General features: G+C 60.6%; 23 protein-coding genes, 1 tRNA gene and 1 pseudogene. 13 read left to right on the top strand and 12 right to left on the bottom strand.

Features of this window, described 5'->3' with window-relative positions; all coding sequences use genetic code 11:
* The first annotated feature begins 85 nt into the window (after positions 1 to 85).
* Positions 86 to 1,177: a catalase family peroxidase gene (locus M0D68_RS20820; RefSeq protein ID WP_301713943.1), complete on the top strand. Its 1,092-nt coding sequence runs from the start codon at positions 86 to 88 to the stop codon at positions 1,175 to 1,177.
* Positions 1,174 to 1,713 carry a cytochrome b gene (locus M0D68_RS20825; RefSeq protein WP_211703779.1) on the top strand — a complete coding sequence of 180 codons (540 nt, stop codon included), beginning with the start codon at positions 1,174 to 1,176 and terminating at the stop codon, positions 1,711 to 1,713. Before M0D68_RS20820 ends, M0D68_RS20825 begins: the two co-directional genes overlap by 4 nt.
* On the opposite strand, the gene M0D68_RS20830 is transcribed toward M0D68_RS20825, so the two are convergent.
* A complete protein-coding gene (locus M0D68_RS20830) occupies positions 1,710 to 4,214 on the bottom strand; it encodes an FAD-dependent oxidoreductase (protein ID WP_266225206.1) in 2,505 nt (834 codons plus the stop codon). The genes M0D68_RS20825 and M0D68_RS20830 overlap by 4 nt on opposite strands.
* 166 nt (positions 4,215 to 4,380) lie before the next feature.
* On the opposite strand from M0D68_RS20830, the gene M0D68_RS20835 reads away from it, so the two are divergent.
* The 4 genes from M0D68_RS20835 to M0D68_RS20850 all read left to right on the top strand — a co-directional run bounded on the left by M0D68_RS20835 (position 4,381) and on the right by M0D68_RS20850 (position 9,661).
* Positions 4,381 to 4,677, top strand: coding sequence for a type II toxin-antitoxin system MqsR family toxin (locus tag M0D68_RS20835; RefSeq protein WP_200619233.1), 297 nt, complete (start codon positions 4,381 to 4,383; stop codon positions 4,675 to 4,677).
* Positions 4,678 to 4,679: 2 nt separating this feature from the next.
* A complete protein-coding gene (locus M0D68_RS20840) occupies positions 4,680 to 5,081 on the top strand; it encodes a type II toxin-antitoxin system MqsA family antitoxin (protein WP_200619234.1) in 402 nt (133 codons plus the stop codon).
* A 113-nt stretch (positions 5,082 to 5,194) separates the two neighbouring features.
* Positions 5,195 to 5,974, top strand: coding sequence for a DeoR/GlpR family DNA-binding transcription regulator (locus tag M0D68_RS20845; protein WP_266225208.1), 780 nt, complete (start codon positions 5,195 to 5,197; stop codon positions 5,972 to 5,974).
* A 201-nt stretch (positions 5,975 to 6,175) separates the two neighbouring features.
* Positions 6,176 to 9,661, top strand: a complete 3,486-nt coding sequence (locus M0D68_RS20850) for a DEAD/DEAH box helicase (RefSeq protein ID WP_266225209.1) — start codon at positions 6,176 to 6,178, stop codon at positions 9,659 to 9,661.
* A 64-nt stretch (positions 9,662 to 9,725) separates the two neighbouring features.
* Here M0D68_RS20850 and M0D68_RS20855 read toward each other — a convergent pair whose 3' ends face one another.
* Positions 9,726 to 10,061, bottom strand: a complete 336-nt coding sequence (locus tag M0D68_RS20855; RefSeq protein ID WP_266225211.1) for a type II toxin-antitoxin system HicB family antitoxin — start codon at positions 10,059 to 10,061, stop codon at positions 9,726 to 9,728.
* Between the two features lie 271 nt (positions 10,062 to 10,332).
* On the opposite strand from M0D68_RS20855, the gene M0D68_RS20860 reads away from it, so the two are divergent.
* From M0D68_RS20860 to M0D68_RS20875, 4 genes are all read left to right on the top strand, one after another.
* Positions 10,333 to 10,641, top strand: a complete 309-nt coding sequence (locus M0D68_RS20860; protein ID WP_266225213.1) for an SDR family NAD(P)-dependent oxidoreductase — start codon at positions 10,333 to 10,335, stop codon at positions 10,639 to 10,641.
* 183 nt (positions 10,642 to 10,824) lie between these two features.
* Positions 10,825 to 11,277 carry an Hsp20/alpha crystallin family protein gene (locus M0D68_RS20865; RefSeq protein WP_266225214.1) on the top strand — a complete coding sequence of 151 codons (453 nt, stop codon included), beginning with the start codon at positions 10,825 to 10,827 and terminating at the stop codon, positions 11,275 to 11,277.
* A gap of 24 nt (positions 11,278 to 11,301) precedes the next feature.
* Positions 11,302 to 11,718 carry an Hsp20/alpha crystallin family protein gene (locus tag M0D68_RS20870; RefSeq protein WP_256457936.1) on the top strand — a complete coding sequence of 139 codons (417 nt, stop codon included), beginning with the start codon at positions 11,302 to 11,304 and terminating at the stop codon, positions 11,716 to 11,718.
* A gap of 147 nt (positions 11,719 to 11,865) precedes the next feature.
* A tRNA-Lys gene (locus M0D68_RS20875) sits at positions 11,866 to 11,941 on the top strand.
* Positions 11,942 to 12,358: 417 nt separating this feature from the next.
* Here M0D68_RS20875 and M0D68_RS20880 read toward each other — a convergent pair.
* From M0D68_RS20880 to M0D68_RS20895, 4 genes are all read right to left on the bottom strand, one after another.
* Positions 12,359 to 12,691, bottom strand: a complete 333-nt coding sequence (locus tag M0D68_RS20880; RefSeq protein WP_266225215.1) for a hypothetical protein — start codon at positions 12,689 to 12,691, stop codon at positions 12,359 to 12,361.
* Complete coding sequence (locus M0D68_RS20885) at positions 12,688 to 13,062, bottom strand: phage holin family protein (RefSeq protein ID WP_256457938.1); 375 nt, start codon at positions 13,060 to 13,062, stop codon at positions 12,688 to 12,690. The genes M0D68_RS20880 and M0D68_RS20885 overlap by 4 nt, the downstream gene beginning before the upstream one ends.
* 108 nt (positions 13,063 to 13,170) lie before the next feature.
* A complete protein-coding gene (locus M0D68_RS20890) occupies positions 13,171 to 13,467 on the bottom strand; it encodes a CsbD family protein (RefSeq protein ID WP_266225216.1) in 297 nt (98 codons plus the stop codon).
* Positions 13,468 to 13,569: 102 nt separating this feature from the next.
* The gene (locus tag M0D68_RS20895) at positions 13,570 to 13,863 is read right to left on the bottom strand and encodes a hypothetical protein (protein WP_256457940.1); all 294 of its coding nucleotides are present in this window, start codon (positions 13,861 to 13,863) and stop codon (positions 13,570 to 13,572) included.
* 113 nt (positions 13,864 to 13,976) lie between these two features.
* Between M0D68_RS20895 and M0D68_RS20900 the strand changes: the two are divergent.
* From M0D68_RS20900 to ribB, 3 genes and pseudogenes are all read left to right on the top strand, one after another.
* Positions 13,977 to 14,315 (top strand): annotated as a pseudogene (locus M0D68_RS20900) (alcohol dehydrogenase catalytic domain-containing protein); the annotation flags it as partial.
* A gap of 197 nt (positions 14,316 to 14,512) precedes the next feature.
* Positions 14,513 to 15,853 (top strand): carbohydrate porin, encoded by a 1,341-nt coding sequence (locus tag M0D68_RS20905; protein WP_266225218.1) that lies wholly within the window; start codon positions 14,513 to 14,515, stop codon positions 15,851 to 15,853.
* Positions 15,854 to 15,969: 116 nt separating this feature from the next.
* Positions 15,970 to 17,109: a 3,4-dihydroxy-2-butanone-4-phosphate synthase gene (gene ribB, locus M0D68_RS20910; RefSeq protein WP_256457942.1), complete on the top strand. Its 1,140-nt coding sequence runs from the start codon at positions 15,970 to 15,972 to the stop codon at positions 17,107 to 17,109.
* A gap of 124 nt (positions 17,110 to 17,233) precedes the next feature.
* Here ribB and M0D68_RS20915 read toward each other — a convergent pair whose 3' ends face one another.
* The 6 genes from M0D68_RS20915 to M0D68_RS20940 form a co-directional block, all read right to left on the bottom strand.
* Complete coding sequence (locus M0D68_RS20915) at positions 17,234 to 18,754, bottom strand: DHA2 family efflux MFS transporter permease subunit (RefSeq protein WP_266225219.1); 1,521 nt, start codon at positions 18,752 to 18,754, stop codon at positions 17,234 to 17,236.
* The gene (locus tag M0D68_RS20920; protein WP_266225220.1) at positions 18,751 to 20,247 is read right to left on the bottom strand and encodes an FCD domain-containing protein; all 1,497 of its coding nucleotides are present in this window, start codon (positions 20,245 to 20,247) and stop codon (positions 18,751 to 18,753) included. The genes M0D68_RS20915 and M0D68_RS20920 overlap by 4 nt, the downstream gene beginning before the upstream one ends.
* Before the next feature lie 35 nt (positions 20,248 to 20,282).
* Positions 20,283 to 21,653 carry an MFS transporter gene (locus M0D68_RS20925; RefSeq protein WP_266225222.1) on the bottom strand — a complete coding sequence of 457 codons (1,371 nt, stop codon included), beginning with the start codon at positions 21,651 to 21,653 and terminating at the stop codon, positions 20,283 to 20,285.
* A 110-nt stretch (positions 21,654 to 21,763) separates the two neighbouring features.
* Positions 21,764 to 23,104, bottom strand: a complete 1,341-nt coding sequence (locus tag M0D68_RS20930) for an acyl-CoA dehydrogenase family protein (protein WP_256457946.1) — start codon at positions 23,102 to 23,104, stop codon at positions 21,764 to 21,766.
* Between the two features lie 8 nt (positions 23,105 to 23,112).
* Entirely contained in the window at positions 23,113 to 23,634 is a 522-nt protein-coding gene (locus M0D68_RS20935) for a nuclear transport factor 2 family protein (RefSeq protein ID WP_266225224.1), read from the bottom strand.
* Positions 23,631 to 24,953: an acyl-CoA dehydrogenase family protein gene (locus tag M0D68_RS20940; protein WP_256457948.1), complete on the bottom strand. Its 1,323-nt coding sequence runs from the start codon at positions 24,951 to 24,953 to the stop codon at positions 23,631 to 23,633. Before M0D68_RS20940 ends, M0D68_RS20935 begins: the two co-directional genes overlap by 4 nt.
* Positions 24,954 to 24,963 lie beyond the last annotated feature (10 nt).

Genomic DNA, 24,963 nt, shown 5'->3' on the forward strand with positions numbered 1-24,963 from the left:
CGGACGCGCCCTACGTCGAATGGAATAGATCGCCGAATTCGGTGTTTGCCGATGAGTGCATCTTTCCGAGAGTCAAGGAGTCGTCGTGACAAAACCATCCGTTCCCAACGCTGCGCCTCCATGCATGCCATGCCGGCTCGCGGCAATTGGCGCGGTCGTCGCGGTTCTTGCCGGCGGCTTCGCTTACACGGCGGGCTGGCTGACACCTGCGCGGCTCACTGCGCCCCGTATCATCAACACTTTCGAAGCGGTGGCCGGCCAGGCTCATCCCGGCTATCGCCGCAACCATGCAAAGGGCCTGTGTGTGGCGGGGTATTTCGATAGTAGCGGCGACGGTTCGGTACTTTCACGTGCTGCCGTGTTCGCGCCGGGCCGCACGCCGGTCATCGGCCGCTTCGCGGTTCCAGGGGGCAACCCGTCCGCGCCCGACACGAGTTCACCGGTGCGCAGCATGGCGTTGCTGTTCCAACTGCAGAATGGCGAGCAGTGGCGCACTGGGATGAATTCGACACCTGTGTTCGCGGTTCATACACCCGAGCAGTTCTATCAGCAACTGGTCGCGGCGAAACCTGACGCCGCGACCGGCAAACCGGACCCGGCAAAGCTGAAAGCGTTTTATGCGGCGAATCCGGAGACCAAGCCGTTTCAGGCATGGGTGAAGGCGCATCCGCCATCGTCGAGTCTGGCGAACGCCGCGTACTACAGCATCAACGCATTCCAGTTCACCGACAGCGCGGGCAATACTCGCGCCGTGCGTTGGGCGATGGTGCCTGAAACGCCGTATGCATCGATCACCGATGCGCAGAAGGAAGAGAAGAATTTCCTCGAAGCCGATCTCGATCAGCGTCTGCAAAATGGACCGTTGCGCTGGCATCTGATCCTGACGGTCGCGCAACCCGGCGATCCCATCGACGACGCGACGATGCAATGGCCCGACGATCGTCAGCATATCGACGCCGGCACGCTGGTGATCGATCACACGACGTCGCAGAAAGACGGTGCCTGTCGCGATGTTAATTTTGATCCGACCATCTTGCCGGCCGGTATCCGGCCTTCCAACGATCCGTTGCTCGCCGCGCGCTCGGCAGCGTACGCGCTGTCATATAAGCGCCGCACGCGCGAAGAATCGTTGCATCCCGAGGTTCATCAAACGAAGTCGAACGGAGAGCGTTCATGACACAGACGCGTACCCATTTCAGTCCGCTAGCGCGACTCCTGCATTGGACGATGGCGCCGCTGATCATCGCCATGCTGTTTATCGGCGTGGGAATGGTCGCGACGGTGTCGCGGGCGCATACCACGCTGATCGCGATTCACAAGCCGCTTGGGATAGCGCTGCTGCTGTTGGTGATACTGCGCGCGGGCGTGCGTATCCGGCGCGGCAGTCCGCCATTGCCGGCCTACATGCCGGCGCCGCAGCGTTTTGTCGCCAGGCTGTCGCATCTCATCCTCTATGCGCTGATGATCGCGATGCCGTTGATCGGTTGGGGGATGCTATCCGCCGGGGGATATCCGATTACGCTATGCGGTCCCCTGCATTTGCCGCCGATCGCGCCGCATAACACGGAGCTGTTCGCACTACTCCGTGCCTTGCATACATGGCTAGCATTCGCGCTGTTCGCCACGGTGCTGTTGCATCTCGCGGCGGCGCTGTTTCATGGTCTGATCCGCCGCGATGGGGTGTTTTCGAGTATGGCGCGCGGCGGACGTTAGCCCTTCACCCGTTCCGAGCGTGGATCATAGGGCGCCTTCAGATGCACGGTCGCCGGCAGTAGATCGCCGGCTACGTCGATCATGTATTGACCGCTATTCAGATACGCGGCATCGGCGACGCCGTCCGGATTGTTGATATAGCCCATCGCCACCGGACAGCCGAGCGTGTGCCCGAACGCTGCCGAACTGACGAAGCCGACCGGCTTGCCGTCACGCAGAATGGCTTCGCCACCCCACAGCATGCGATCGGCGGCGCCGTCGGCGGTAAGCACTACCATGCGGCGGCGCAGCGGCTTGGCGCGCAATTTCAGCAACGCATCGCGGCCGCGGAACGGGATGTCCTTATCGAGCTTGCAGGCGAATGACAGACCCGCTTCGAACGGATTCGTATCCGGCGTCAGTTCGCGGCTCCACGCACGGTAGCCTTTCTCGATGCGCAAAGAGTCGATCGCGTAGTAGCCCGCGTTGACGAGACCGAACGCCTTGCCTGCCTGTTGCAAGGTTTCGTACACGCCGACTGCGAACTCGGCCGGTACGTACAGTTCCCAACCGAGTTCGCCGACGTAGGTGAGGCGGGTGGCGCGCAGCGTCGCGTAGCCGAGATCGACCTCGCGGCTCTGGCCGAACGCGAACGCCTCATTGCTCCAGTCCGCCTTCGACACGCTTTGCAGCAACTCGCGTGAACGCGGGCCCATTACAGCGAGCACGGCGTACTGGCCTGTGACGTCGACCAGCGTGCAGTGTTTGTCGCGCGGAATCGCTTTTTCGATGGTGTCGAAATCGCGCGTGGTTTGCGCGGTGCCGGTGACCAGCAGGTATTGATCGTCGGCGAGGCGCGTGAGCGTGAAATCCGATTCGTAGGTGCCGCGCTCGTTGAGCATGCCGGTGTAGACCGTCGTACCTGGCGGTACGGCTACGTCATTGGCGACGATGCCTTGCAGCACGCTTTCCGCATCGCGTCCTTTGACGAGAAATTTGGAGAACGACGTCATGTCGAATAGCGCGACGCCTTCGCGACATGCGCGATGTTCGGCGCCGCTCCACGGTAACCAGTTCTGCTGCCCGAACGCGTAATCGATCTGTGCTTCAGCGGGTGTCGGCGCGAAAAAGTTGGCGCGCTCCCAGCCCATTTTGCTGCCGAAGCAGGCGCCGTCATCGCGCAGCAGCGAATACAGCGGCGAGCGGCGGAACGGCCGCGCGCTGTCGAGTTCGCGATTCGGCCACGGCATCGCATAGTGCAGGCCGAGCGTTTCCTTCACGCGATCATGCAGCCAGGTGTCGTTGCCGTTAAATCGCGCAAAGCGGCGGATGTCGACCGGCCACAGGTCCATCGTCGGTTCGCCCGCGACGATCCACTCGGCGAGCGCCATCCCCGCGCCGCCTGCCGATGCGATCCCCATCGAATTGAAACCTGCGCCGATGAAAAAGCGCCGCAATTCGGGCGCTTCGCCGAGCATGAAGTTGTTGTCCGGCGTGAACGATTCCGGGCCGTTGTAGAACTGCTTTACTTGCGCCGTTTCGAGCGCGGGCACGCGCTGCAACGCGTTTTCCATCAGGATTTCGAACTGATCCCAGTCGTCGGGCAGCAACTGGAATTCGAAGTTGTCCGGGATGCCGTTCATGCCCCACGGTTTCGCGTTCGGTTCGAAGCCGCCCATCACGAGACCGCCCACTTCTTCCTTGAAGTAGATGAAGCCGTCCGGATCGCGCATCACCGGCAGGTCAGGATGCACGCCGGCAATGCGTTCGGTGACGATGTAGTAGTGCTCGGCCGAGTGCAAGGGCACGGTCACGCCGCACAGGCGGCCCACCGCCTTGGCCCATTGGCCCGCGCAATTCACGACGATGTCCGCGCCGATCGTGCCTTCTTCGCCTTCCTTGTTGCGCCACGCGAGGCCGCTGACTTCGCGTGCGCCTGTCGTGCCGTTTGCCTTGTCTTCGAGCGCGGTGCGCGTGTGAATCGCCGTGACCCGGGTGTTCTCGACGATGCGTGCGCCGCGCGTGCGTGCGCCGCGGGCGAGGGCCTGGGTCAGATCAGTGGGATTCGCTTTGCCGTCGCCGGGCAGCCAGACGGCGCCGAGCAGGTCGTCGGTGCGCATCACCGGCCATAGATCGCCGGCTTCCTGCGGGCTGATTACGTCGCACGCCACACCGTAGGCGCGCGCAACGGCGGCGGTGCGCTTGAGTTGCGTCATCCGCTCGGCCGTGCGGGCCACCGAGAGCGAGCCGCATTGCTTCCAGCCGGTCGCGAGGCCGGTGTCGGCTTCGAGTTCGGCGTAGAGGGCGGTCGAGTAACGGATCAGTTTGGTCATGCTTTCCTGCGCGCGCAGTTGGCCGACGAGGCCGGCCGCGTGCCAGGTCGTGCCACACGACAACTGACCCTGTTCGAGCAGAACCACATCGGTCCAACCCAGTTTGGTCAGGTGATAGGCGACCGAGCAGCCAATGATGCCGCCCCCGATGATGACGACACGGGCGTGGGTTGGAATGGATGTGGACATGTGTGGAAATAGGTTGAATTAACGTGCGTAGATTGCAACAAAATTTGGCAAAAAGCAACGATCGATTTGGCTGATGTGGGATCAAAGGATGTCGCGGATACGTCAGTAACAGACGGCCGCCCTACCTTTTTATAACCAAATAGGTTAATATCAATCGGAGGCAAGAGTGGAAAAAAATACGCCTCACTGCAAGTTGGCCGATGTCCAGGGCTTGGCGAGTGCAGGGAAGATCAGAATCACGAAATCGGCCGTGATCGGGGCTGCGGCACTCGGCTTCGGGCCTGCGGCGATTGTCGAAACGGTGATGTCCCTCGATCGGCGTGCTTTCAGAAAAAGCATGACTACGTACGCGGACCACCGGGTCTGGCAGGACGTCTACTGCGCCATGACTGAAGCAGGCATGGTCTATTTGAAACTGACGGTGGTCGATGACGTCCTCGTCGTGTCATTCAAGGAGTGGTGAGCATGAAGTGTCCGAATTGCGGAGCGGCCGAACTGGTGCGCGATACGCGCAATATGCGCTATGTCTACAAAGGGGAAACAGCCGTCTTCGAGGCCGTCACCGGCGACTATTGCCCGGCATGTGAAGAGGCTGTGCTCGACATGGACGAGGCGACCCGCACCGGTCAAATGATGCTGGCCTTCAACAAGGAGGTGAATGCATCGCAAGTGGATCCCGCATTCATTGCCGCCGTCCGCAAGAAGCTTGAGCTGGACCAGCGCGAAGCGGCGGAAATTTTCGGCGGCGGCGTGAACGCTTTTTCGCGGTACGAGAATGGCAAAACCAGGCCGCCGCTCGCGCTAATTAAACTGCTGCGAGTACTGGATCGGCATCCCGAGTTGCTGGCGGAAGTAAGGGCAGGTTGAGCTTTAGTGCGGGTTTAGCATGCCGATTGTGGATTTATATGGGAATGCGTTGAGATTTCTTGGCGAATTATGAGGTGTTTGCTAGACTGGCACCGTCTCCCGGTCTCGATCCTATGTTCTCCACCCAACGCCAAGCCGAAATTCTGCGACTCGTCCGCGACGAGCGTACCTGCACGATCGCCGATCTTGCCGGCCGCTTCGAAGTGTCTGACGAGACCATCCGCCGCAATATCAAGCCGTTGATCGCGGACGGCCTGCTCATCAAGGTCCACGGCGGCATCATGCTGCCCGAACGGCTCGACGAGCCGCCGTTCCACCGGCGCATGGTGGCAAGCCGCGAAGGCAAGCAGGCGATCGGCGCTCGCATCAGCGAACTGGTGCGGGACGGCGACTCGCTGATCCTTGAGGGTGGTACGACCTGCCTGCACATCGCCCAGGCTCTTACCGCGCGCTCGCGGCTCACGGTAGTGACCAATTCCATCGAAGTCGCTCGCGTGCTGGCGCCGCGCAACGGCAACCGGGTGTTCATCGCGGGTGGCGAACTGCGTGCTGACGACTCTGCTGCAGTCGGCGACAGCGTGCTTGCATTCCTGCGCCAGTTCCATGTGCGCTACGCAATCGTGTCGGTCACCGCGATCGACCTGCAGGGCCGTTTCATGGACGCACTGCCCGCCGACGTGGCGTTTTCGCTCGCCGCCTTTGCGCAGGCCGAGCGGCGCGTGGTCGCCGCGGATCACGCGAAATTCGGCCACAGCGCGCTGGTACATGCTTTCGGCCCGGATGCGGTCGATCTGCTGGTCACCGATGAGGCGCCAACGCCGACGCTCGCTCAGGTGTTCGCGGCAGCGGGACTGGAAGTGAGCGTCGGGGCATCCAGCGACCCTGCGCTCTGAGCGAAGCCAGGCCATCCGTCCCTTGCACTGCCTTGGAAGCCGTCTCCACAGCTAATTTCGTCCGACGCGTAAAATGGCCGGTTACCACGGGCAATCTATGCCGGGCTGAAACTGCGCGGGCAGTCGCCGTTCGTCGCCTGCCGCGCCGATTCCGCGTCCGCGCACGGTTGCCCCCGCCGGCTTGAAAAGGAATGGACCCTGATGTCGTCAGTTTTCTTCGATCGGGAACGGATTACGGAATGGCTGGGCGACCACACCGTCGCCAAGGCACGCTCGGTTGGCGCCGTCACGAACGTGAAATGGGATGGCGCCAAGCTCAGCGGCTATGTGCAGGGCTCACGGGTGCTGCCCTACCACACGCAGGTGCGGTTCCGGACCGATGGCGGCAGACCGTGGGCGCAGAGCGAATGCAGTTGCCCGGTCAGCCGCAATTGCAAGCATGTCGCTGCGCTGCTGCTCGCCGAGCTCGAGTATCACGACGAGATGGACCACATCACCAACGTCGACACTGGCATCGACTCCGATGAGCGCCCGTCCGCCGACTATTCGCAGGCGCCGTCCGGAACAGCGATGCAGCCGCCATCCGGCGTACGTCCCGAACTGGTCAGCTGGCTCGAGCGTTTTCGCGCGCGCGCCGAGGCCGCCGATGCAGTCGCCCAGAAGGCGGGCGCCGCACGCACCCAAACGCTCGCCTACCTGCTGAACTGGTCCAAGTTCCACATGCGCCACGAAGTCGTGTTGTACCGGGCGCACTGCAATCCGGACGGCACGATTGTCGAAGTCGATGAGCCCTGGGGCAATGTGGAAGCCGCCTTGCTCAAGCAACCCAAGTTTGTCTCCGACGAAGACCTGTCGATCCTGCGCGGTTTGTGGCTGGGCCGCTCGCGCGAGGATTTCGGCCAGTTTGTTCTGCGCGGCACGAGCGGCGCGGAGATGTTGCAAAAGCTGATGGCCACGGGGCGCCTGTTCTTCGAGTTCAAGCCGGCGCCGGGTCACGATGGACCGACGCCTTTGTCGCGCGGCGCCACCCGGCCCGGGCGGATCGAATGGGAGCCGCTGGCGGACGAACGCCTGCGGCCCGTGCTGTGCACTGAGCCGCGCGCCACCATGGTGCTGCCCACCGAGCCGATCTGGTACGTGGACGGCGTCGCGAATGAAGCGGGTTTCGTCGAATCGTCGTTGCCGTTCCAGCAGTTGCCCGACTACCTCGCCATGCCGCCGATCTCGCTCGCCGAAGCGCCGCTCGTCGCCTCGGTGTTGCGTGAGATCGCGCCCGATTTGCCGCTGCCGCCCACGCACGACGCCTCCGCGATTCGCGTGATCGACGTCGATCCCGTGCCGGTGCTCACGCTCAATAGCCACGCGCTGCCGTCGACGGTCAAGGCGGGGCAACGAAAATCAGAGGCTGTTGAACTGGCCGGCGTCAGCTTCGATTACGACGGCGTCAGTATCAATGTCGATAGCAGCGTCACCCTCGTGCCCATGCCGGGCGGCGACGTCATCCATATCCGCCGACGCTACGAAGCCGAAAAGAAGCGCTTACTCGAACTGCGCAAGACCGGCCTGCAGAAAGTCCCGACCAGCCGCGTGTACGCGTCGCGGCTTTTGCCTGACACGATGCTCGGCCTGCCCGATGCCGAATCCTGGTCCGCCTTTGTCAACGACGCTGTACCTGAGCTCGTGAGCAAAGGCTGGCGCGTGACGATGGCGACCGAGTTCCGCTACAACATCATCGAGATCGACGCGATCGACGGCACCGCGCAGCAGGCGGGCGACGGCTGGTTCGATCTGGAGATGGGCATCCGCATCGGCGAACGCAATGTGCGGCTCGAGCCGCTGCTCGCCGATCTGTTCCGGCGCGACCGGCGCTGGCTCGGCGGGGCGCTTGAAGCCATCGCCGACGACGAACCGATCGAGCTGAAGACCGAAGAAAACAAGCGCCTGCGTTTGCGCGCCGACCGGCTGAAGCCGGTGGTGCGCGTGCTGGTCGATCTGTTCGACGCACTGGGCGGCACGTTGGCCGAAGGCGCGCCGCTGCGGGTGCCCTCCGTCGATGCGGGCCGCCTCGAAGCCTTGAACAGCACAGGCCGCTGGCAATTCCAGGGCGACGATTCGATTCGCCAGCTGGCGCAGCGTCTGCAGGCCGGCCCGGGCTTGCACGAGGTGCCGGTACCGCGTGGTCTGAAGGCGGAACTGCGTGCGTATCAGCAGCAGGGCCTGAACTGGATGCAGTTTTTGCGCGAACACGATCTGGCCGGCGTGCTCGCCGACGACATGGGTCTCGGCAAGACCGTGCAGACGCTCGCGCACATCCTCGCGGAGAAGGAAGCAGGGCGGCTCAACCGTCCCGCGCTGATCGTCGTGCCGACCACGCTCGTGCACAACTGGCGCGAGGAAGCGCGGCGCTTCGCACCCGATCTGAAAGTGCTGGTCCTGAACGGCCCGCAGCGCAAGGAGCGTTTTGAGCAGATCGGCGAACACGACCTGATTCTGACGACTTACGCGTTGCTGTGGCGCGATCAGAAGGTGCTCGCCGAGCATGACTATCACCTGCTGATCCTCGACGAGGCGCAGTACGTGAAGAATGCCAGTACCAAAGCCGCACAGGCGATCCGCGGATTGCGCGCGCGGCATCGGCTGTGTTTGACGGGGACGCCGCTGGAGAATCACCTCGGCGAACTGTGGTCGCAGTTCGACTTTCTGTTGCCGGGCTTTCTCGGCAGCCAGAAAGACTTCACCAAGCGTTGGCGCAATCCGATCGAGAAGAACGGCGATGGGGTGCGCCGCGCGCTGCTGGCGCGCCGCATCCGGCCGTTCATGCTGCGCCGTCGTAAGGACGAGGTGGCGAAGGAGTTGCCGGCCAAGACAACCATCGTTTGTTCAGTCGATCTGGAAGGCGCGCAGCGCGATCTATACGAAACAGTGCGGACGGCTATGCAGGAGCGGGTACGTGCGGCGGTCAGCGCGCAGGGCCTCGCGCGCAGCCACATTATCGTGCTCGATGCCTTGCTGAAGCTGCGCCAGGTGTGCTGCGATCCGCGTCTCGTACGGAAAATCAGGGTTGATGAGGCGCCGGGGGAATCAGGCGAACCGGGCGGGAAGCGCGGCAAAGTGGAAAAAGCGGAAAGGGTCGAAAAGGGCGCACGTGTCACGCGTTCGGCCAAGCTCGATTTGCTCCTGTCGATGCTGCCTGAATTGATCGAGGAAGGACGCCGCGTGCTGCTGTTCTCGCAGTTCACCGGCATGCTGGCGCTGATTGCCGACGCGCTCGAGGAAGCCGCGATTCCCTACGTCATTCTGACTGGCGACACGACGGACCGCATCACGCCGGTCGAGCGCTTCCAGCAAGGCGAGGTGCCTTTGTTCCTGATCAGCCTGAAGGCAGGTGGAGTAGGTCTGAACCTGACCGCTGCGGATACCGTGATTCATTACGACCCGTGGTGGAATCCTGCTGCCGAGAATCAGGCGACCGACCGCGCCCATCGGCTGGGGCAGGATAAGCCCGTATTTGTCTACAAGCTGATTGCCGCGGGCAGTATCGAAGAAAAGATCGTGGAGTTGCAGGAGCAGAAGGCGGGACTTGCCGACAGCATTCTCTCCGAAGACGCCGCCGGCGCCGCCAAGTTCTCGGACGACGACCTCGACGCACTATTCGCGCCGATGCCCGAGATTGAAAGCAGCAGGTGAGGAATACAGGCTGCGTTCGCCGCAGAGCCTATGCAGTACTGTTTGGCGCGCAAGTGACACTGTTTCAGGCGTGCGCGGCGCGTTCCAGCACCTCATCGACCCACTGGTTGATGCTCTTGCCGGTGGCCGCTGCGGCGATTCCGGCCGCGGCGTGAACCTCGGGTCTAATGCGCAGCATCAGTTTTCCGGACGCAGGCTTTTGCGGATCGCGCCCGGTCTTCGCGCAGTCTTCCAGATAGTGATCGACCGCCTGATGAAACTCGTTGGTTAGTTCAGTCACAGTTTCCCCATGGAAACTGATCCGATCCGAAACGCCCAGCACATGGCCGACAAAAATGTTCTCGCGTGGGTCGAATTCAACCCGCGCAAAATAGCCTTTGTAAGTCATCGAATTCATCACGGTTCGACTCCAGGTTCGGTAAACCACACACGCAACTCTTCCACTCGATATTTCCGGGCCTCTTTACCGGGATGCGGGCGATGCAGATATCTGCGGCTGGCATGTAACTCGAACACCACGCGGGACCCGGCCCCCTCTCGTATCTCTGCGTCGAGCGCGAGGACCAATGCCTCAATATCGGCGAATACGATGCCGCCCTGAGTGGGCTGCTTGAATAGGGCGTGGAGCGTACTGAGGTGTCTTGATCGGCTTGCCTTGCAGTGCCTGCATCATGAAGTTCGACACGACGAGGCCATCGGCGGGATGCATACACGGCAGTCTTTCGCGCGAGCTTGCTGAAGACCGGATCAACGTCAATAACGTTGCGCCTGGAATGATAGAGCCGCCAGCGACGCAAGCACGGCTCGACGATCCAGAAAAGCGCGGGCAATCGATGCGGGTCGTTCCGTGGCACCGCTCGGGGCAGCCGGAGGAAATCGCGCGGGCGGCGCTGTTTCTGGCTTCCGACGATGGCGACTACGTCATTGGCCAGACCTGGACGATCGACGGCGGGCTTTCGATGCAGTGGGGCGGCGCATGACCCGCCGGAATTTTTACCATCGCCTCTTGAAATTTTCGCCGTAGGTTCTATCTTTGATTTCGCTCAGGCAGATGCACCGGCCACGTCCGGCGCGCTGCGTTTCGATTTGTTTGTCAGCAAGCTGGCAGGCGAACTGGAGCGCGTAAGCCCGTTCGCCTCCCCGCTGCATCGAAGGAGGATACGATGAGTGATCTCTTTTCCGGAACCGACCTGTTCAGTGAATTTGACCGTCTGCAGCGGCAGATGGACAGCCTGTTCGGCGGCTTTCCGTCCAGCATTCGTTCCGGCCGTTTCGGGGCCTTTCCGCAAGTCAACATCTGTGCGACCGACGACTCGATCGAAATCGTCGCGTTTGCGCCGGGCCTCAAGCCGACCGACATCGAGGTGTCGATCGATAAGGGCCTGCTGACCATCAGCGGTGAGCGCAAGCCTCCCCGCGTTGTGGCCGACGACGATCCGCGCGACGACACCCGTACGTACGCTCAGGAACGCTTCACCGGGAGCTTCCGGCGCGTGATCGAACTACCGCAGCACGCCGACCCCGACCGGGTCCAGGCGCGCTACACCAACGGCTGTTTGTCGATCACCGTCGGCAAGCGTGAAGCGTCCAAACCGCGTGCCATTACGGTTCAGTAACGCCAGTGATTCGAGGAGCAAATCATGAATGACAGAACCCAGGTTGCTGAGCGTGACCAGAACGCAGTAACGCAACGCGAGGGACGCGAAGCGGACCGGCCGACTCGCCGGGTAACGCTCACGCCGGCCATCGACGTGTTCGAGAACAGTCAGGGCATCACACTGTGGGCGGATCTGCCGGGCGTCCCCAAGGAAAAACTCGACGTGAAGGTGCACGACGGCAATCTCTACATCGAGGCAGAAGCGGTCGTGCCGACACCCGCCGGTCTGCGGCTACAGCACGCCGAAATCCGTGAGCCGCATTTCGCGCGGGCCTTCTCGGTGAGCCCGGACTTCGATACGTCGAAGATTGATGCGAACCTGCAGGACGGCGTGCTGAAACTGACCATTCCGCGTCGCGACGAAGCACGGCCACGTCGGATCGAAGTGCAGACAACTTGACTCACAGAGACCGGCAACGGCGACAAGGGAAAACCGGTGGCGGTCGCAAGGCCGCCGCCGGGTTCGGCACGCCGCTTCGATGGAGCCCGATTAGGGTTCGGCGCCCTCCCGGCATTTGCGACGCGCTTGAAAGGGAGTGAGTAGAACGGGTCGTTAGCTCAGTTGGTAGAGCAGCGGACTTTTAATCCGTTGGTCACTGGTTCGAATCCAGTACGGCCTACCAGACACGCGGGAATACGGTCCGGCCGTCGCCGGCCCGTACTTTCCCTGGTCCAGATCCTCCGCGGCACGGCGGTTGCGCGCTTGTCGGTTGCCGATACCGGCACAGCGAGACGAGGAGGCGCACATGTCTTTACCGATCGATGCTTCGTACCGTGGATACAGCATCAACGTGCAGGTGACGTCCGCGAGGACGCTGTCCTTTCACGGCGTTGGGCGCCGATACATGGCGTCATGGATCGTCACCGGGCCCGGGTATCCAGGCAAGAGGATTGCAAGTGTTCCAGAGCGCCTCGAATTCATGTCCGAGCATGAAGCGTTCAGATACGCGGAAAACCGTGCTCACACTTTTATCGACTGCGTATTGTCCGGACAACAGGGCATGCCGCCCGCGGCCGACGTTGCGCACGGTCGCGAGCGATCACTCGATCGTCGTGGCTAGCGGGCCGGGCTTGGTCTGAATGACTTTGCGCACGGTGCCACCGAGCCAGGCGGTGATCCCGGAACGGCCGACAATGACGAAAGCCCGGCGGGGTCCGAGAACAATTGTCCCGACGCACAGCGCGAGCAGCAGCGTGACGCGCGGTGCGTCCGCCAGCGAGGCGAGCACATCGGTTGCCGGCGAACGGGTTCGCCGGCCTGCGACCGGAACGGCGGGCGGAGCGCGGTTGGCCGCCAGCAATGCTGCGCGTGATTTAGCCATACGCATGAGGACGGCGTTTTCGGCTTCCTTATGGTTTCCTGTGCGGGTCATTTCAGCGCCTCCTTGAGCGTGTCGAGATCGCTCCGGATTTCCCTCTGCAAAAGAAGAAGCGGACCTCCAGGCTTCCTGGAGCGGGCGAAGAGCAGAGAAACAATCGAGACAAGCAGCCACATCGCCGCGACGCCCCAGACCACCGGAATGAAATAAGGCGTTCGCCATGCCGTCGCAATGATCGCAATGCACAAAAACGAAAGCGTGAACAGGCCGGCAACTGCCAACGCAACAAGCGCGCTCAACTCCCGTACCAGACGCCTCCTGGTTTCTTCGAGCTCGACTCCGATAAGCTCACCATAGTCGGTGGCCCGCTCGACGCAAAATCTTCCGACGTTTCGCCACTTCGTGACTTTCGAACGCATGGACATTGCGAAATTCCTCGGGAGCTGGCGTGTTGCGAAGGCGCCGTAGCGGCACGCCAGGTGCCTGCCGTCTACGACCGTTGGCGTCTCGTCGATGGCAAGACGCCAACAGCGTCAATCCCGATCTCTCCAGTCGCTCCGACTGGTGTCAGGCCTCGAGCGATTGGCTGCGCGCAACGCGCCAAGAACGAAGCCCACGCCGGCGGCAATCGCCAAGGCCGCGAACGGCCGTTCCGTAGTCGTGTCTCGTACTACCTCGACAAAATCTGCGTACAGTTGCTGCGCTTTGCCAGTCAATTCCCTCGCCGCACCACTTACCTGCATGCCGGCGTCGCCCAGAAGATCGCCGGCTGCCTGCTCCACGTTGCCTGCGACTTCCTTCACTACTCCTTCTGCCTTCGTCGTTTCCATTGTCTGCTCCTCGAGTGAAGCGGCACGGCGTGCCGGGTGTTGCATAGGGATGGCGCATGATCGTTGGCGCAAGAGTCGGACCTGACCGGGCCATTCGTCGACTCACGCACTTGCAAGACCGGCGCTCTTTTCTTTGGGCCGCAGCACTTCGCCAACTCCTTCCAGTTCACTGCGGCCAACAATGTGTTCCGGACCGAGACTTCGACCGCATGCCGGGCAGCCGGGCTTCGTCTTTGCGAACAACCTGTCTCCGCCTTCATATGTGCCGGCATGATTCAGGTTACGTAGCCACGTCCGATGCTGCGGACCTTCAAAATTGTCGACGTGCAAGCTTTCGATGACGGCTCCGCAATGTCCGCATGGACATTCGACGTAAGTAAAAACGGGCATTTTCATGGCGGCCTCCTGCCGGGTCGCACAGAGCGCAGCACGAATCGGGCCACGCAGGGCACCACGAGCGGATCCGCGCCTGCATAAGTCTTGACGAGGCGGCGCCAATCTCATTCAGATCGCAGCCGACCGACGCCCTGGTGCGTCTGACGTCGAGCGCGATTTGCGGCACCGATCTGCGCATGGTGCGCGGCATGCTCGGCGACACGGTGCCGGGCACGATTCTCGGTCATGAAGGGATTGGCGTGATCGAGGAAGTGGGGCGCTCGGTGGGTAATCTTCGTAAGGGCGGCCGCGTGCTGATTCCGTCTACGATCTCGCGCGGATTCTGCTCGTATCGCCGCGCCGGCTACACAGCGCAATACGACAACGCGAATCCCGACGGCGCGGCAGCAGGCACAGCATTTTTCGGTGGACCGAAGATGTCAGATCCATTCCAAGGCTTGCAGGCGCAGTATTGAATGCATGCCGTGATAGATGCACCTATTTCTTTTGCGGCACGAAGATGAACATGGGTCTCCCTACCAATAACTGCCACTCAAATAATTAGGAGGAGACTGTGGTGCCACATTGGTTTGCAGCAACAACTTCCCCGTCGAATCTCAAAGCAATCGCGCTTGCGTGTCTGCTGACTGTCGCCGGAACGTCCGAATGCATGGCGGACGCACAGGTGCATGTGAATACGTCCGCGCCGAATGCTTCCCTGGCGCAATCGGGACTAGCTCCGGCGGTTCCCGCACCGGAAGGCTTACCGCCGATGGGCAATATGGATTGCGCGAAATACGATAAGTACAACACCCGTATCATGAGCACGATCTATTTGCCGTCAACGTGCGATACGGTTGCCCCAAAGCTGTTCGGCTTTCGAGATCTCCTTGCAGAGCACGGCTGGGGCTTCCAGGCATCGACTTCTCCGGTTGCCGAGTACGACGTCTTGAATGGGCATCGTGGCGGGGCGCAACATTATGCGGGACAAACACCAAGCGCCTATGACATTACCAGTGTCTATGTTACGTACGATTTGAGTCGAATCGGATTTCCAGAGGGCGGCCAGTTAACCGGCAGTGCGTCGAATATCTTTTCTAATGGTCGCACGGGTGAGGCGCCTGTTCTGCACCCGGCAATGACCACTTTGGGCATTGTTCAACCGCTGTTCGGGAATACGCTGGAGCTCAAAGCAGGCTATCTGCTGACGATTCAAGACTTTGTCGGCATGAATCTGACTGGGAATGCAGGATCCGCGGCGCAAGGTCTGTCCAGCGTGATTCCGGCGCTCGCCGGTCTCAGCGTATATACGCCGACGCCGACCGCGGAAATTACAGTCCGCGACCCGTGGACCAAGAATTTTTACAATCACTTCGGAATTTCGCGAAGCGTTAGCCCTGATGGCTCGCTGGTGGAGCTGGCGGAAAATCCCACTGGTTTCCGCTGGCATACCCCGGGCACAAAGGCTTTATTTATTGACGAAGTCGGATATAAAACCGGAATGACTCAAGATAGTCTGCCTGTCTGGGCTCGGGCTGGCATTATCTACAACACAACGAACTATACGAAGTTCAACGGGCAAGTGGCTAACAACAACCATGCCTTTTACGCTGGCCTCACGGTGCAGCTGACAAAAAATTCCTATAACCCCGGCGGTCTCAATCTGGATATCAAGGTTGATGCTGCGCCATCGGATCGAAATTTCTTTGCGAAGGATTACTCGATCAACCTGTTCTGGGTGGGCCCATTTGCAACTCGTCCATTCGATATGGTTTCGCTTGGGTTTAGCCAGACTTTCGAGAGCCGCGACCTGCAAGCCATCGAAGCGGCTCATGGTGTTCAGAATACATCGGCTGTTTCAACCGACGTGTCGGTTTCATATTCCTATCGCATGAGACCGGGCATTTATCTCATCTCGACGGCATCCCTGGTGACCAATCCGGGAACCGTGATGGCGCCGAAACTTCCGACTGCCCTGATCGTCAATGAAAAAATAATCTTCTCGTTCTAAAGAGTGTCTGAAATGCGGAGCTGACCGGTTCCGGCCGGTGAGCTTCATTTGTTTTGGATCTCGCCGAACGTCAGATACAAGCCGCTCCCGAAGCGACCGTCGACGGAGAATCAACCATGCAAAAAGAAGCGAGTATGTCCACTGAATCGCAATCCTATATTTCTTCACCTCAGGAAATCATCAACGAAGCGCGCAACGGACGCATGTTCATCCTGGTCGATGACGAGGATCGTGAAAATGAAGGCGATCTTGTCGTTCCTGCCCAGATGGCCACGCCAGAAGCGATCAACTTCATGGCAACCCACGGCAGGGGGCTGATCTGCCTCGCCTTGACTGAAGCACGCGTTGAACAGCTCAAGCTTGAGCCAATGAGTCGAACTAACGGAACGCGCCATGAGACGGCTTTCACCGTATCGATCGAGGCACGCGAAGATGTTAGCACTGGCATTTCAGCCGCCGACCGCGCGCGTACGATCTCCGTCGCAATCGATGCCGCGAGAGGGCCGGATGACATCGCCACGCCCGGCCATGTCTTTCCCCTGTGTGCACGCAATGGTGGCGTTCTGATTCGAGCGGGCCATACCGAGGCCTCAGTGGACGTGGCGCGCCTGGCCGGACTCAATCCTTCGGGAGTGATCTGCGAGATCATGAAGGACGACGGCAGGATGGCCCGCATGGACGATCTGATCGAATTCGGTAAGCGACACAATCTGAAGATCGGCACGATCCGTGATCTGATCGCCTATCGGTTGTGTCACGATCATCTGCTCGAACGCAAGGTCACGGCGACATTCAGGAGTAAATGGGGCGGCGAGTGGCTGGCCTATGTATTCTGGAATAAAGCTACCAAGACTGAGCAGGTCGCCCTCGTCAAGGGAATCATTGATCCGGGCCGCCCGGTTCTCGTGCGGATGCACGCCCTGTCCATCTTCGCGGATGCCTTTGGCGAAATGGGTGAGGAATCAACCTATTTAGCCCGTTCGATGGCGATGATCGCCGAGGAAGGGGCGGGGGTAGTGGTCATCATCAACAAGCCCCGTGCCGACGCGTTCGCTACGGCAGTCCGGCTTCGCGATCAGGATGACGAGGACGCGGAAATGCGCGAACTTCGCGACTATGGTGCAGGTGCCATGGTGCTTGCCGAACTCGGTATTCAACAGATGATCCTGCTATCGAATCATCGGCGCAGTCTGGTTGCCGTTTCGGGATACGGGTTGTCGGTGCTCGGCGAGCGTCCGATCATTGTGTCAGCGTAGTAGGAGCCGCGTAGGTCCCGATCGCAATGCGGTCAGTCAATCGACCGCTATTCTATGAAGGAGGGTGCGATATAGCACCCTCCTGATGTCGGAACCCGTTCAAGCACGGGTATGGCCACGTGCTTCAGTCACCGGGTGAAATGGGTTCTTCGCTTCCGATCGCGGCTTTGCTGTTCAGCAAGAGCATGGCGGAGCAAGCCGCCAGCACGATGATCCCCAGTGACCAAAGAAACGTGTGGCCAAATACCTGTCCGCGTGTGAGTGGGAGGTAGTCGCTTCCTCGAGAAATGACGCCAGTATGTAAGTTCCCGGTGTCGTCCGCCGGGGCGACGCGCGATATGCCGCGCGTCAGGACTACAGCGAGCAGCGCTGTGCCGATTGCGCCACCGGCACGCTGTATCGCGTTCAGTCCGCTCGTTGCCCGGGCAATCTCGTGCTTTCTCAATGTGCCTAGCGCTGCACTTGTTGCCGGCATCATCGTCGATCCTTTGCCAAGCCCCTCGAGGAATAGCGCAGCTTCAATGGTCCAGATGGGCGTTGCGTCGCCGATCATACTCAGGATCAGAACGGAAAGCGTAATACATGCAATCCCCACCAGAACGATTTTGCCAGCGCCGATTCTGTCGGTCAGATAGCTCGCCAATGGCATCGACGTCACTGCCCCCAGTGCCTCCGCAGCCACCAGGACACCCGTGTCGAAGGCCGAATACCCGCGCACCAGCTGAAAATACAGAGGAAGCAAAATCGAGATGCCGAAAACGGCCGCGCTCAACAGAAAGGTGGTGCAGGCGGCGCTTGCAACGACCCGGCGACCAAACAGCCGTACATCAATCAGCGCGTCGTCGCGGCGCAGAGCGTGCAGCACGAATCCGACGATCAGTGCCAGACCTCCGAGCACGCAGCCATCGCCGATCAGCGACTTGAAGCTGCCTGCCGCTGCGGTTTGCGCAAGGCCGTAGACGAAAATCGCCAGCCCTGGGGAAAGAAGCAGCAGGCCGAGCCAGTCCAAAGTGTGGTGAGGTTTGGGATCGTCGCGTTCGAGTACGCGATGCGCCGCATACAGTGCGATCACGCCGACCGGAAGGTTGATGAAAAAGATCCAACGCCAGGAAACGTCGTCGACCAGCCACCCACCCAGAGTCGGTCCCAGAATGGGGCCCAGCACGATCGGCATGCCTACGATGCCCATCAGGCGTCCCATGCGTTGAGGGCCGGCGAGATGGCTCAGTAGCGTCATGCCGGTAGGCAGAATCATGCCGCCTCCCAGCCCCTGCAGCACGCGGAACAGAATCAGTGTCGGCATCGACCAGGCTGCTCCCGACAAGACCGATCCGGTCACAAACAGCATGATGGAAGCCAGGTACAGGCGCTTGGTGCCGAAACGGTCGGCTGCCCATCCGGCAAGCGGGATGATCGTGGTGAGGGCCAGCATATAACCGGTCGATATCCACTGGGTCATTTCCAGTGGAGCCTGGAAGGCCTTCGTGAGTCCGCGGATTGCGACATTAACGACGGTCGTGTCGAGAATCGACATAAAGGCGCCAAGTACGACTACGCCTGCGACGCGTAGTAGATGCGGATCCAGTTTGTCAGACGATGCAGAATTCGAATGGGTGAGACGAGAAATAAGCCTGGCAATGCTCACGAAACCCTCTCGATTTCACGTCTCATCAATTCGCATTTGCGCTCAGCAGCGCTGACGGCGGCTGTCGGTTCGCCCATATGGATGGCCTGGGAGATTTCCAGGCTGCAGGTGCGCATCGCTGAAGCCACATCGGATGAGAATTGCGCCATGTCCACCAACGTTTTACTGAACACGGATTGCAGCGCCAGGCTGCGCACGAAGATGGCGAGGATCGGGTTGTCCATGATGTCGAGAAGTGTGTTCTCGATGTCGATAAGGTCGATCAATGTGACGATTTTTTTTGAAGGAAGATCTTTGGTTGGAGAAAGTGGGGCGCCACTGTTGCGTTCGGCAGCCAGGCGAACCCCTTCTGTCACGAGCTGGCTCGCCAGCTCGAAGTTTTGCGCGGGAGAGATGCCGCAACTCGCGATACCGGAGCTGATCAGACGCACGACCGCTTCAATCCTGGGCGACGTGCTGATTACGCCGCCGCTGCGTCCACGGCAGCATGCAACGATGCCGAGGTCCTCGAGCATCCGCAGGGCGGGGCGGACGATCTCGCCCGCGTAGCCGTAACGGTCACCGATGTCCCACTCCGACCCGAGCTTGAACGATTCGTCTGCGGCATGCGCCAGAATTTCCTCGACGATCAAGCCCGCCAATCGTCCGGAGGATTTCTTCAGGTCGAGGAAGGTGGTTGTTTGGACGAAGCTGGTCTGATCCATCGGCTGGCTTACTGCGAACCCGTCGAGTGCTCGTATGTGATTCCGGACCAGGCGACACGCGGTTTCCGCATCACCCGACCGGATCGCCTGAATAAGGGCATTGTCCAGCGGCTCTGTGTGGATATCAGCCGAAGCGGCTGTGTTCTTGCGATTGGCGGCAGCATAGCGTTGCTGTACCTCATCCAGAAGATCCATCAGGAAAGCGATCGCCGGATCGCCGGACGCCTGAGCTAACTGGCGGTAAAAAGCTGATCTCGGCTCCTTGCGGGCGATGGGTAGCGCATCCCTATAGACGAGATGCGCGCCACATCTGATCAGTGAACGGATGGCAAGCTGGCAAACGATGATGCGCGAATCGCGCAGGGCGCGCAGCGGGGTACGGCTGAGAGCCAGATGCAGAATGAGCGCGTCGGCGGTATCGCTCAATCTTGGGCGGGAGACATAGAGGCCGCCACCGACACCTCGCCGGACATCGATGAGCCGGCGCGTCTGCATGATTGTAATTGCTTCCTGGCAGGCCTTTCGTCCAACGCCGAAACGTTGGCGAACTTCGGATACCGAACCAATCAGGTGACCTTCCGGCCAATCGCTGGCGGAAATATCTTCCACCATCGCAGCAGCAGTTTCATAAGCCAGCTTATGTGGCCTGCTGTCGAGGCCCACGATGCGCTCACCGAACTCACGTCGAGCGTCAGTTCCAGTGTCTGGACAATTCATCACGTGTCTCCTGGTTTTATATTTTTTTTGCGAGCGCTCGATCGAGCGCTCGCAGAGTGCCGCTACTTCCATCCTTATGGACTACAGCAGTAAGCTGTCTTGGATTTCTATCCAAGCTCGGGCGCGTCAGCGCCGCGCGTGAATCGATCCTGTTCCGTACGATGGGTCCATTCGGCCGGATATGGCGGCAGTAGAAACGCGAACAGCACGGCCAACGCGGTCAGCGCGGTCAGCACGCCGAATGGAACCGTATAGCTGCCTATCGCGGTTTGCATGGCGCTCACGAGAAATGGCGCGAGGCCGAGCGTAAGCGTTGAGATGGCGAGTGTCAGGCCCTGGAGCTGGGCGAAGCATTTCAGACCGAAATAGCGTGCGATAAGGAATGGCCCCAGCGACGACTCTGCGCCTGTTGCAAATCCCAGAAAGGCAGTAGAGACGAACAGAAGCAGGACGTTGCCGTGATTGAAGTAAGACAGCACTAGGCCGGTAGGCACAGTCGCAAGGAGCGGGACGATGACCCACGGGCGGCGCGAGCGATCCAGAATCATGCCGCCGAAGAACAGACCTACGATCGAGGCCACGAACAACACGGATTGCGATACCGCGACGGTTGCTGGATCGAAGCCACGCTCGGCAAAGAAGTTGACCGCGTTCTGACGCACCGCCATGGGGCCAGCGGCTGCCAGCGCCAAAGACAGAGCGATGAAGATCCAGGTACGGCTCCGAAGCGCCTTGCCCATCGGCACACCGGGAATATCCTTCAGATTGACTTTGCTCGGTGGTTTGGGAAAGGCCGGCTCTGACGTTTCGAGGGCAGGTTCAGAGAGCAGAAACAGTGCAGCCGGAACCGCGAAGACCGCAATCGCGGCGGCAACGGCATAGTAGGTACCGGTCCAGCCGAGGCCCGCGAACCCGGACTCGTCGCCGTCAATCATCCATTGGAACAACGGGGAGAGCAAGGCGTTCGCGAGACTCGACACCGCGCCGATCAGGGCGAAGCCGACACCACGATGGCGTGGGAACCAGCCGGTGACCACCTTAAATACCACGGCGAGGCTGGCCATGAAGCCAAACACCGATGTCAGCACGATAACAACGCCGAGCAGCCCGGGAAATGCACTGCTGATTGGCACCAGTGCGGTAGCTGCTGCATAGAGGATTGAGGCTGGGATGGCGACCCGCTTTGCACCCCATCGATCAACCCATGCGCCTGCGATTGGAAGGATAAATGGCGAGATCAGCAGTGGAATCGCGACAAACACCAGAATTGCCTCAGGCATCGGCTTCCCTGTGTGATGCGCGAACGACGCCGTGATAAAAGGCATCATTGCCGAAAGGCCCGCGGGGCTGAGCGTCATCAGGATGAAACAGCCCACGAGCGCCGCTTTAGCTTGGCGCGGTGCGCGTAGCAGATCAAGAACATAGGTCTGCCACGTAGTTCCGGGCAAAGAGCGGCCGGAAAAAGAGGATTGGTCCATAGTCTCCATAGTCTTCGTTATTTCTACGGTTCAGGATAGGGCATATCCGTATCCGCCTGACCGGACGTCCAATCGATGCCGTTGGATGGCGGCCTGGCGTTCGGTGCGCGTTATGCTTTCTGGGGTGCCGGCGGCATCCCGGACCCTGCTCCTGGCGGCCCTCCTGACGGTGCGCCCGACGACGGTGTCAAGGCGGCCATCATTGCAAACGGCTCCAATCCAAGCATATCGCGGCCGTTGATCTCGGCCATCGGATCCACGCGGAAAGCGCCATGGGTTGCCAGGACGTGGATGTCACGAACGAAACGCTGGATCGGATTGGTCACGCTCACCGTCGACGAGCCCAGTGCAAGCTGGAGACCATCGATGGTCTTGAGGCATTCGTGAATCTGATGAACCAGATCCATGGTGATCTCAGGCTCATCTGTCGGCAGGAAATCTTCACCTGCGATAGCCCGGCGGTCGATTTCGTCGGCATGACGGTAGAGCACAGCTTCGGCCGAATTGATGACCGCGCGCGCTTTGCCTGCGACAACCTGGATACTTGCCATTTCGGACATCGTGGCGTACGGGACGTTGAAGGGAGGTCGCTTTTTTGCCTGTGCGATGAATGCGGACAGTGCGCCTTTGGCCATACCAGTGGCGAGTGACGTGAAGGCAACCGTCATGGCCACCATTGAACCGATCGGGCTATGCATGAAGGCGACCCCCTGATACTTTCCGCGGAGTCCGTTTATGTGCCCGATAAGCTCATCCATGTGAACGACGCGGTAGTCGGGAGCGAATATTTCTTCGGTCGCCTGCACGCTGTTACTCGACGTAGCCTTCAGCCCCATGACTTTCCAGTCATCGACGATCTGGTACTGATCCCGCGACAAGATTGCCATGGCGCGGCGCGGAACACCCGTGGCCGGGTCGACGTAGGCGATGCCAACCGATCCCCAGGCTGCGATGCGACATCCGCTGCCAAACGGCCACTTGCCTTTGATCATATAGCCGCCTTCGACTTTGCGGCCTTCGCCGACATGAGGTGCCAGGACCGTCGCACCGAACATGAGTGGGCCGACCCAGCTATCGACGACGCTGAATACCTCGTTGCGCGCTCGTTCGGAGAAGGCGAGCGTGTTCCGGGCCGCGCTCGAGACTATTACCGTCCAGCCGGCGGAGGCGTCTGCTTGGCCGAGGGCTCCGACAATCTCGGCGGTGTCGCGTGCGCCGAGCGCATAGCCGCCCAGCTCGATCGGCAGCGTGATCTTGAATACACCGGTCTCGTGCAGGGCTTGAAGCGTCGCAGGTGCGAGTACCCCCAGTTCCTCGCCTTCGACGGCATGCGCGCGCAGCAGGTCAAGCTTCTGCATGACGGCATCGCGGATACTTTTCCCGGTTTCGCTCAGATGTCGCGATTCCGGAAACTTCGGGCTTGGCTTCGGAAAACCAAAGTGATTGTTCATGGCAGAGCTCAATCTTTTTTTGGCGGGAACGGGTCGGCCATCTTCTTGAAGGTGCTCCAGTGTTCGGCCAGCTTGCCATTGCGGACACGGAACACCGTGATCATGTACCAGTCGTAGGTCTGGCCCGGTGCAGTCGGGTCCGGCGTCGGCTCCTTGAACATGACCGTGCCAAGCTCGCCTTCGACGATCACGCTAACCACCGGCGGCGGCGTAACGCCAGCGAGCGGGACCCGGCGGAAATGCTCGATAAGCCGTTCGCGGCCATTGCCCGGGGCATTCGGGTCGTGCTGGATATAGTCGTCCGCGATAAACCTGGTCATTACTTCGACGACTTTTTCCTGGACGGTATTGTCTCGAACCATACGGCTGAGCTCTGCCTCGAACTCGATCAGGAGCCGTTTGATCGCGGTGACTTCCGGTGACGGCGAGGCGGCCAGCGCCTCGATATAGTCGGGCCGGTCGAGCCAGGTGTTGTACAGCTCGGGATTGTGGATCTGGGCTACGCCATCAACGATGGTGAAATCACTCATTTGTTTACAAGCTCCATTTTGGGGTGATTGCCGCGCGCTGGCACGGCGCCGCCGAACATTGGGAACGGTTCGCGTCCAAGAATGCGTCGGCCGTTCTGTTCCGACTGGGGGTCGACCCGGATCGCGCCATGCGACGTCAGAACTCGGACGTCACGGGCAAAGCGCTGGATCGGGTTTTTCAACGACGCCGTTGAAGAGCCGATCGTCTTTTGCACGAGGGTGATGGCGTCTTCGCAAAGATTTCCTGCATAAGCGAGGCTGAGGCTGATTTCGGACTCTTCGTCGACCGTGAAATCTAAACCTGCCGCCGTACGGGCATCCAGTTGATCTGCGCAACCTTCGATCGTGGCAGCCGCGACCTTGATCATGGCCAATGCTTTACCTGCAGCGACCTGGACCGAGGCCATGTCGGCGATGGTGGCGTAGGGCAGGCTGAACGGCTTGCGCGTCTGTGCCTGTTCAGCGAAGCAGGAGAGCGCGCCGCGTGCCATGCCCAGTGCAATTGCAATGTTGGTGAGCGTCACCGTGAGCAGTTGTGCAAGACCACGCTGCTGGAAACCAGCCCCCTGGAAATGATCGCGGATAAGCTGCATGCGCAGTGGAAATTCGGCGAGATCAAGGAAGCGGTGGTCGGGAACGAACTGCTCGGAAACAATCTCGATGCTGTTGCTCGCCGAACCCGACAGACCCATGACGTGCCAGTCGTCGAGAATTTCGTACTGGTCACGCTGGGCGACGACCACGCCGCGGCCGGAACCGCCCGGCGAGGTTGCATCGTATTCAACGCCGAGCAATGCCCACTTTGCGTGCTTGCAGCCGCTGCCAAAGGCCCAACGGCCTTTCACCATCCAGCCTCCGTCGACCTTGCGGGCGTCACCAACCTTCGTCGCATAGACCGAGGCACCCACAATGGTGGGCCCGGCCCAGCCTTGCGTATCAGCGCGCACTTCTTCAATGACCTCCGGGTTGAGTGCCAGCAGGTTCTTGAGCCCTACGCCGACAAAGCCAGCCCAGCCGGCCGAGCCATCGCCCTCGCCAAGAACGCTGATGATTTCGACGAGATCGCGCGCGCCGAGCGCGTACCCACCCCATTCGATCGGCATGCCCATCTTGAAGATGCCGGCATCGGTGAGCGCGTGGAGCACATCCTGCGTGAGGGCGCCGATCTTTTCACCTTCCTGAGCCTGTTCGCGGATCAGCGGAATCAGTGCACGCACCTTGGTCGCGATGGCGCGGCCGGTATCGGTGAGCCACGGGGATTCGATCGCGCCAGTCGGTACCATCGGCGGAAACGGCTTGTCCATTTTCGGAAGAGACATAACTGGTATT

It is taken from the genome of Paraburkholderia sp. SEWSISQ10-3 4 (assembly GCF_030464785.1).
In the GTDB taxonomy this organism is placed as follows: domain Bacteria; phylum Pseudomonadota; class Gammaproteobacteria; order Burkholderiales; family Burkholderiaceae; genus Paraburkholderia; species Paraburkholderia aspalathi.

What these genes read in the sequence shown, in the direction of transcription:
- M0D68_RS20895 (WP_256457940.1), bottom strand. Translation starts at nt 13,863, where the DNA reads ATGAAAATGCCCGTTTTTACTTACGTCGAATGTCCATGCGGACATTGC.
- M0D68_RS20880 (WP_266225215.1), bottom strand. Translation starts at nt 12,691, where the DNA reads ATGACCCGCACAGGAAACCATAAGGAAGCCGAAAACGCCGTCCTCATG.
- M0D68_RS20940 (WP_256457948.1), bottom strand. Translation starts at nt 24,953, where the DNA reads ATGTCTCTTCCGAAAATGGACAAGCCGTTTCCGCCGATGGTACCGACT.
- M0D68_RS20850 (WP_266225209.1), top strand. Translation starts at nt 6,176, where the DNA reads ATGTCGTCAGTTTTCTTCGATCGGGAACGGATTACGGAATGGCTGGGC.
- ribB (WP_256457942.1), top strand. Translation starts at nt 15,970, where the DNA reads ATGCAAAAAGAAGCGAGTATGTCCACTGAATCGCAATCCTATATTTCT.
- M0D68_RS20845 (WP_266225208.1), top strand. Translation starts at nt 5,195, where the DNA reads ATGTTCTCCACCCAACGCCAAGCCGAAATTCTGCGACTCGTCCGCGAC.
- M0D68_RS20930 (WP_256457946.1), bottom strand. Translation starts at nt 23,104, where the DNA reads ATGAACAATCACTTTGGTTTTCCGAAGCCAAGCCCGAAGTTTCCGGAA.
- M0D68_RS20890 (WP_266225216.1), bottom strand. Translation starts at nt 13,467, where the DNA reads ATGGAAACGACGAAGGCAGAAGGAGTAGTGAAGGAAGTCGCAGGCAAC.
- M0D68_RS20865 (WP_266225214.1), top strand. Translation starts at nt 10,825, where the DNA reads ATGAGTGATCTCTTTTCCGGAACCGACCTGTTCAGTGAATTTGACCGT.
- M0D68_RS20830 (WP_266225206.1), bottom strand. Translation starts at nt 4,214, where the DNA reads ATGTCCACATCCATTCCAACCCACGCCCGTGTCGTCATCATCGGGGGC.
- M0D68_RS20920 (WP_266225220.1), bottom strand. Translation starts at nt 20,247, where the DNA reads ATGGAAGTAGCGGCACTCTGCGAGCGCTCGATCGAGCGCTCGCAAAAA.
- M0D68_RS20885 (WP_256457938.1), bottom strand. Translation starts at nt 13,062, where the DNA reads ATGTCCATGCGTTCGAAAGTCACGAAGTGGCGAAACGTCGGAAGATTT.
- M0D68_RS20825 (WP_211703779.1), top strand. Translation starts at nt 1,174, where the DNA reads ATGACACAGACGCGTACCCATTTCAGTCCGCTAGCGCGACTCCTGCAT.
- M0D68_RS20935 (WP_266225224.1), bottom strand. Translation starts at nt 23,634, where the DNA reads ATGAGTGATTTCACCATCGTTGATGGCGTAGCCCAGATCCACAATCCC.
- M0D68_RS20925 (WP_266225222.1), bottom strand. Translation starts at nt 21,653, where the DNA reads ATGGACCAATCCTCTTTTTCCGGCCGCTCTTTGCCCGGAACTACGTGG.
- M0D68_RS20860 (WP_266225213.1), top strand. Translation starts at nt 10,333, where the DNA reads ATGAAGTTCGACACGACGAGGCCATCGGCGGGATGCATACACGGCAGT.
- M0D68_RS20870 (WP_256457936.1), top strand. Translation starts at nt 11,302, where the DNA reads ATGAATGACAGAACCCAGGTTGCTGAGCGTGACCAGAACGCAGTAACG.
- M0D68_RS20840 (WP_200619234.1), top strand. Translation starts at nt 4,680, where the DNA reads ATGAAGTGTCCGAATTGCGGAGCGGCCGAACTGGTGCGCGATACGCGC.
- M0D68_RS20905 (WP_266225218.1), top strand. Translation starts at nt 14,513, where the DNA reads ATGGCGGACGCACAGGTGCATGTGAATACGTCCGCGCCGAATGCTTCC.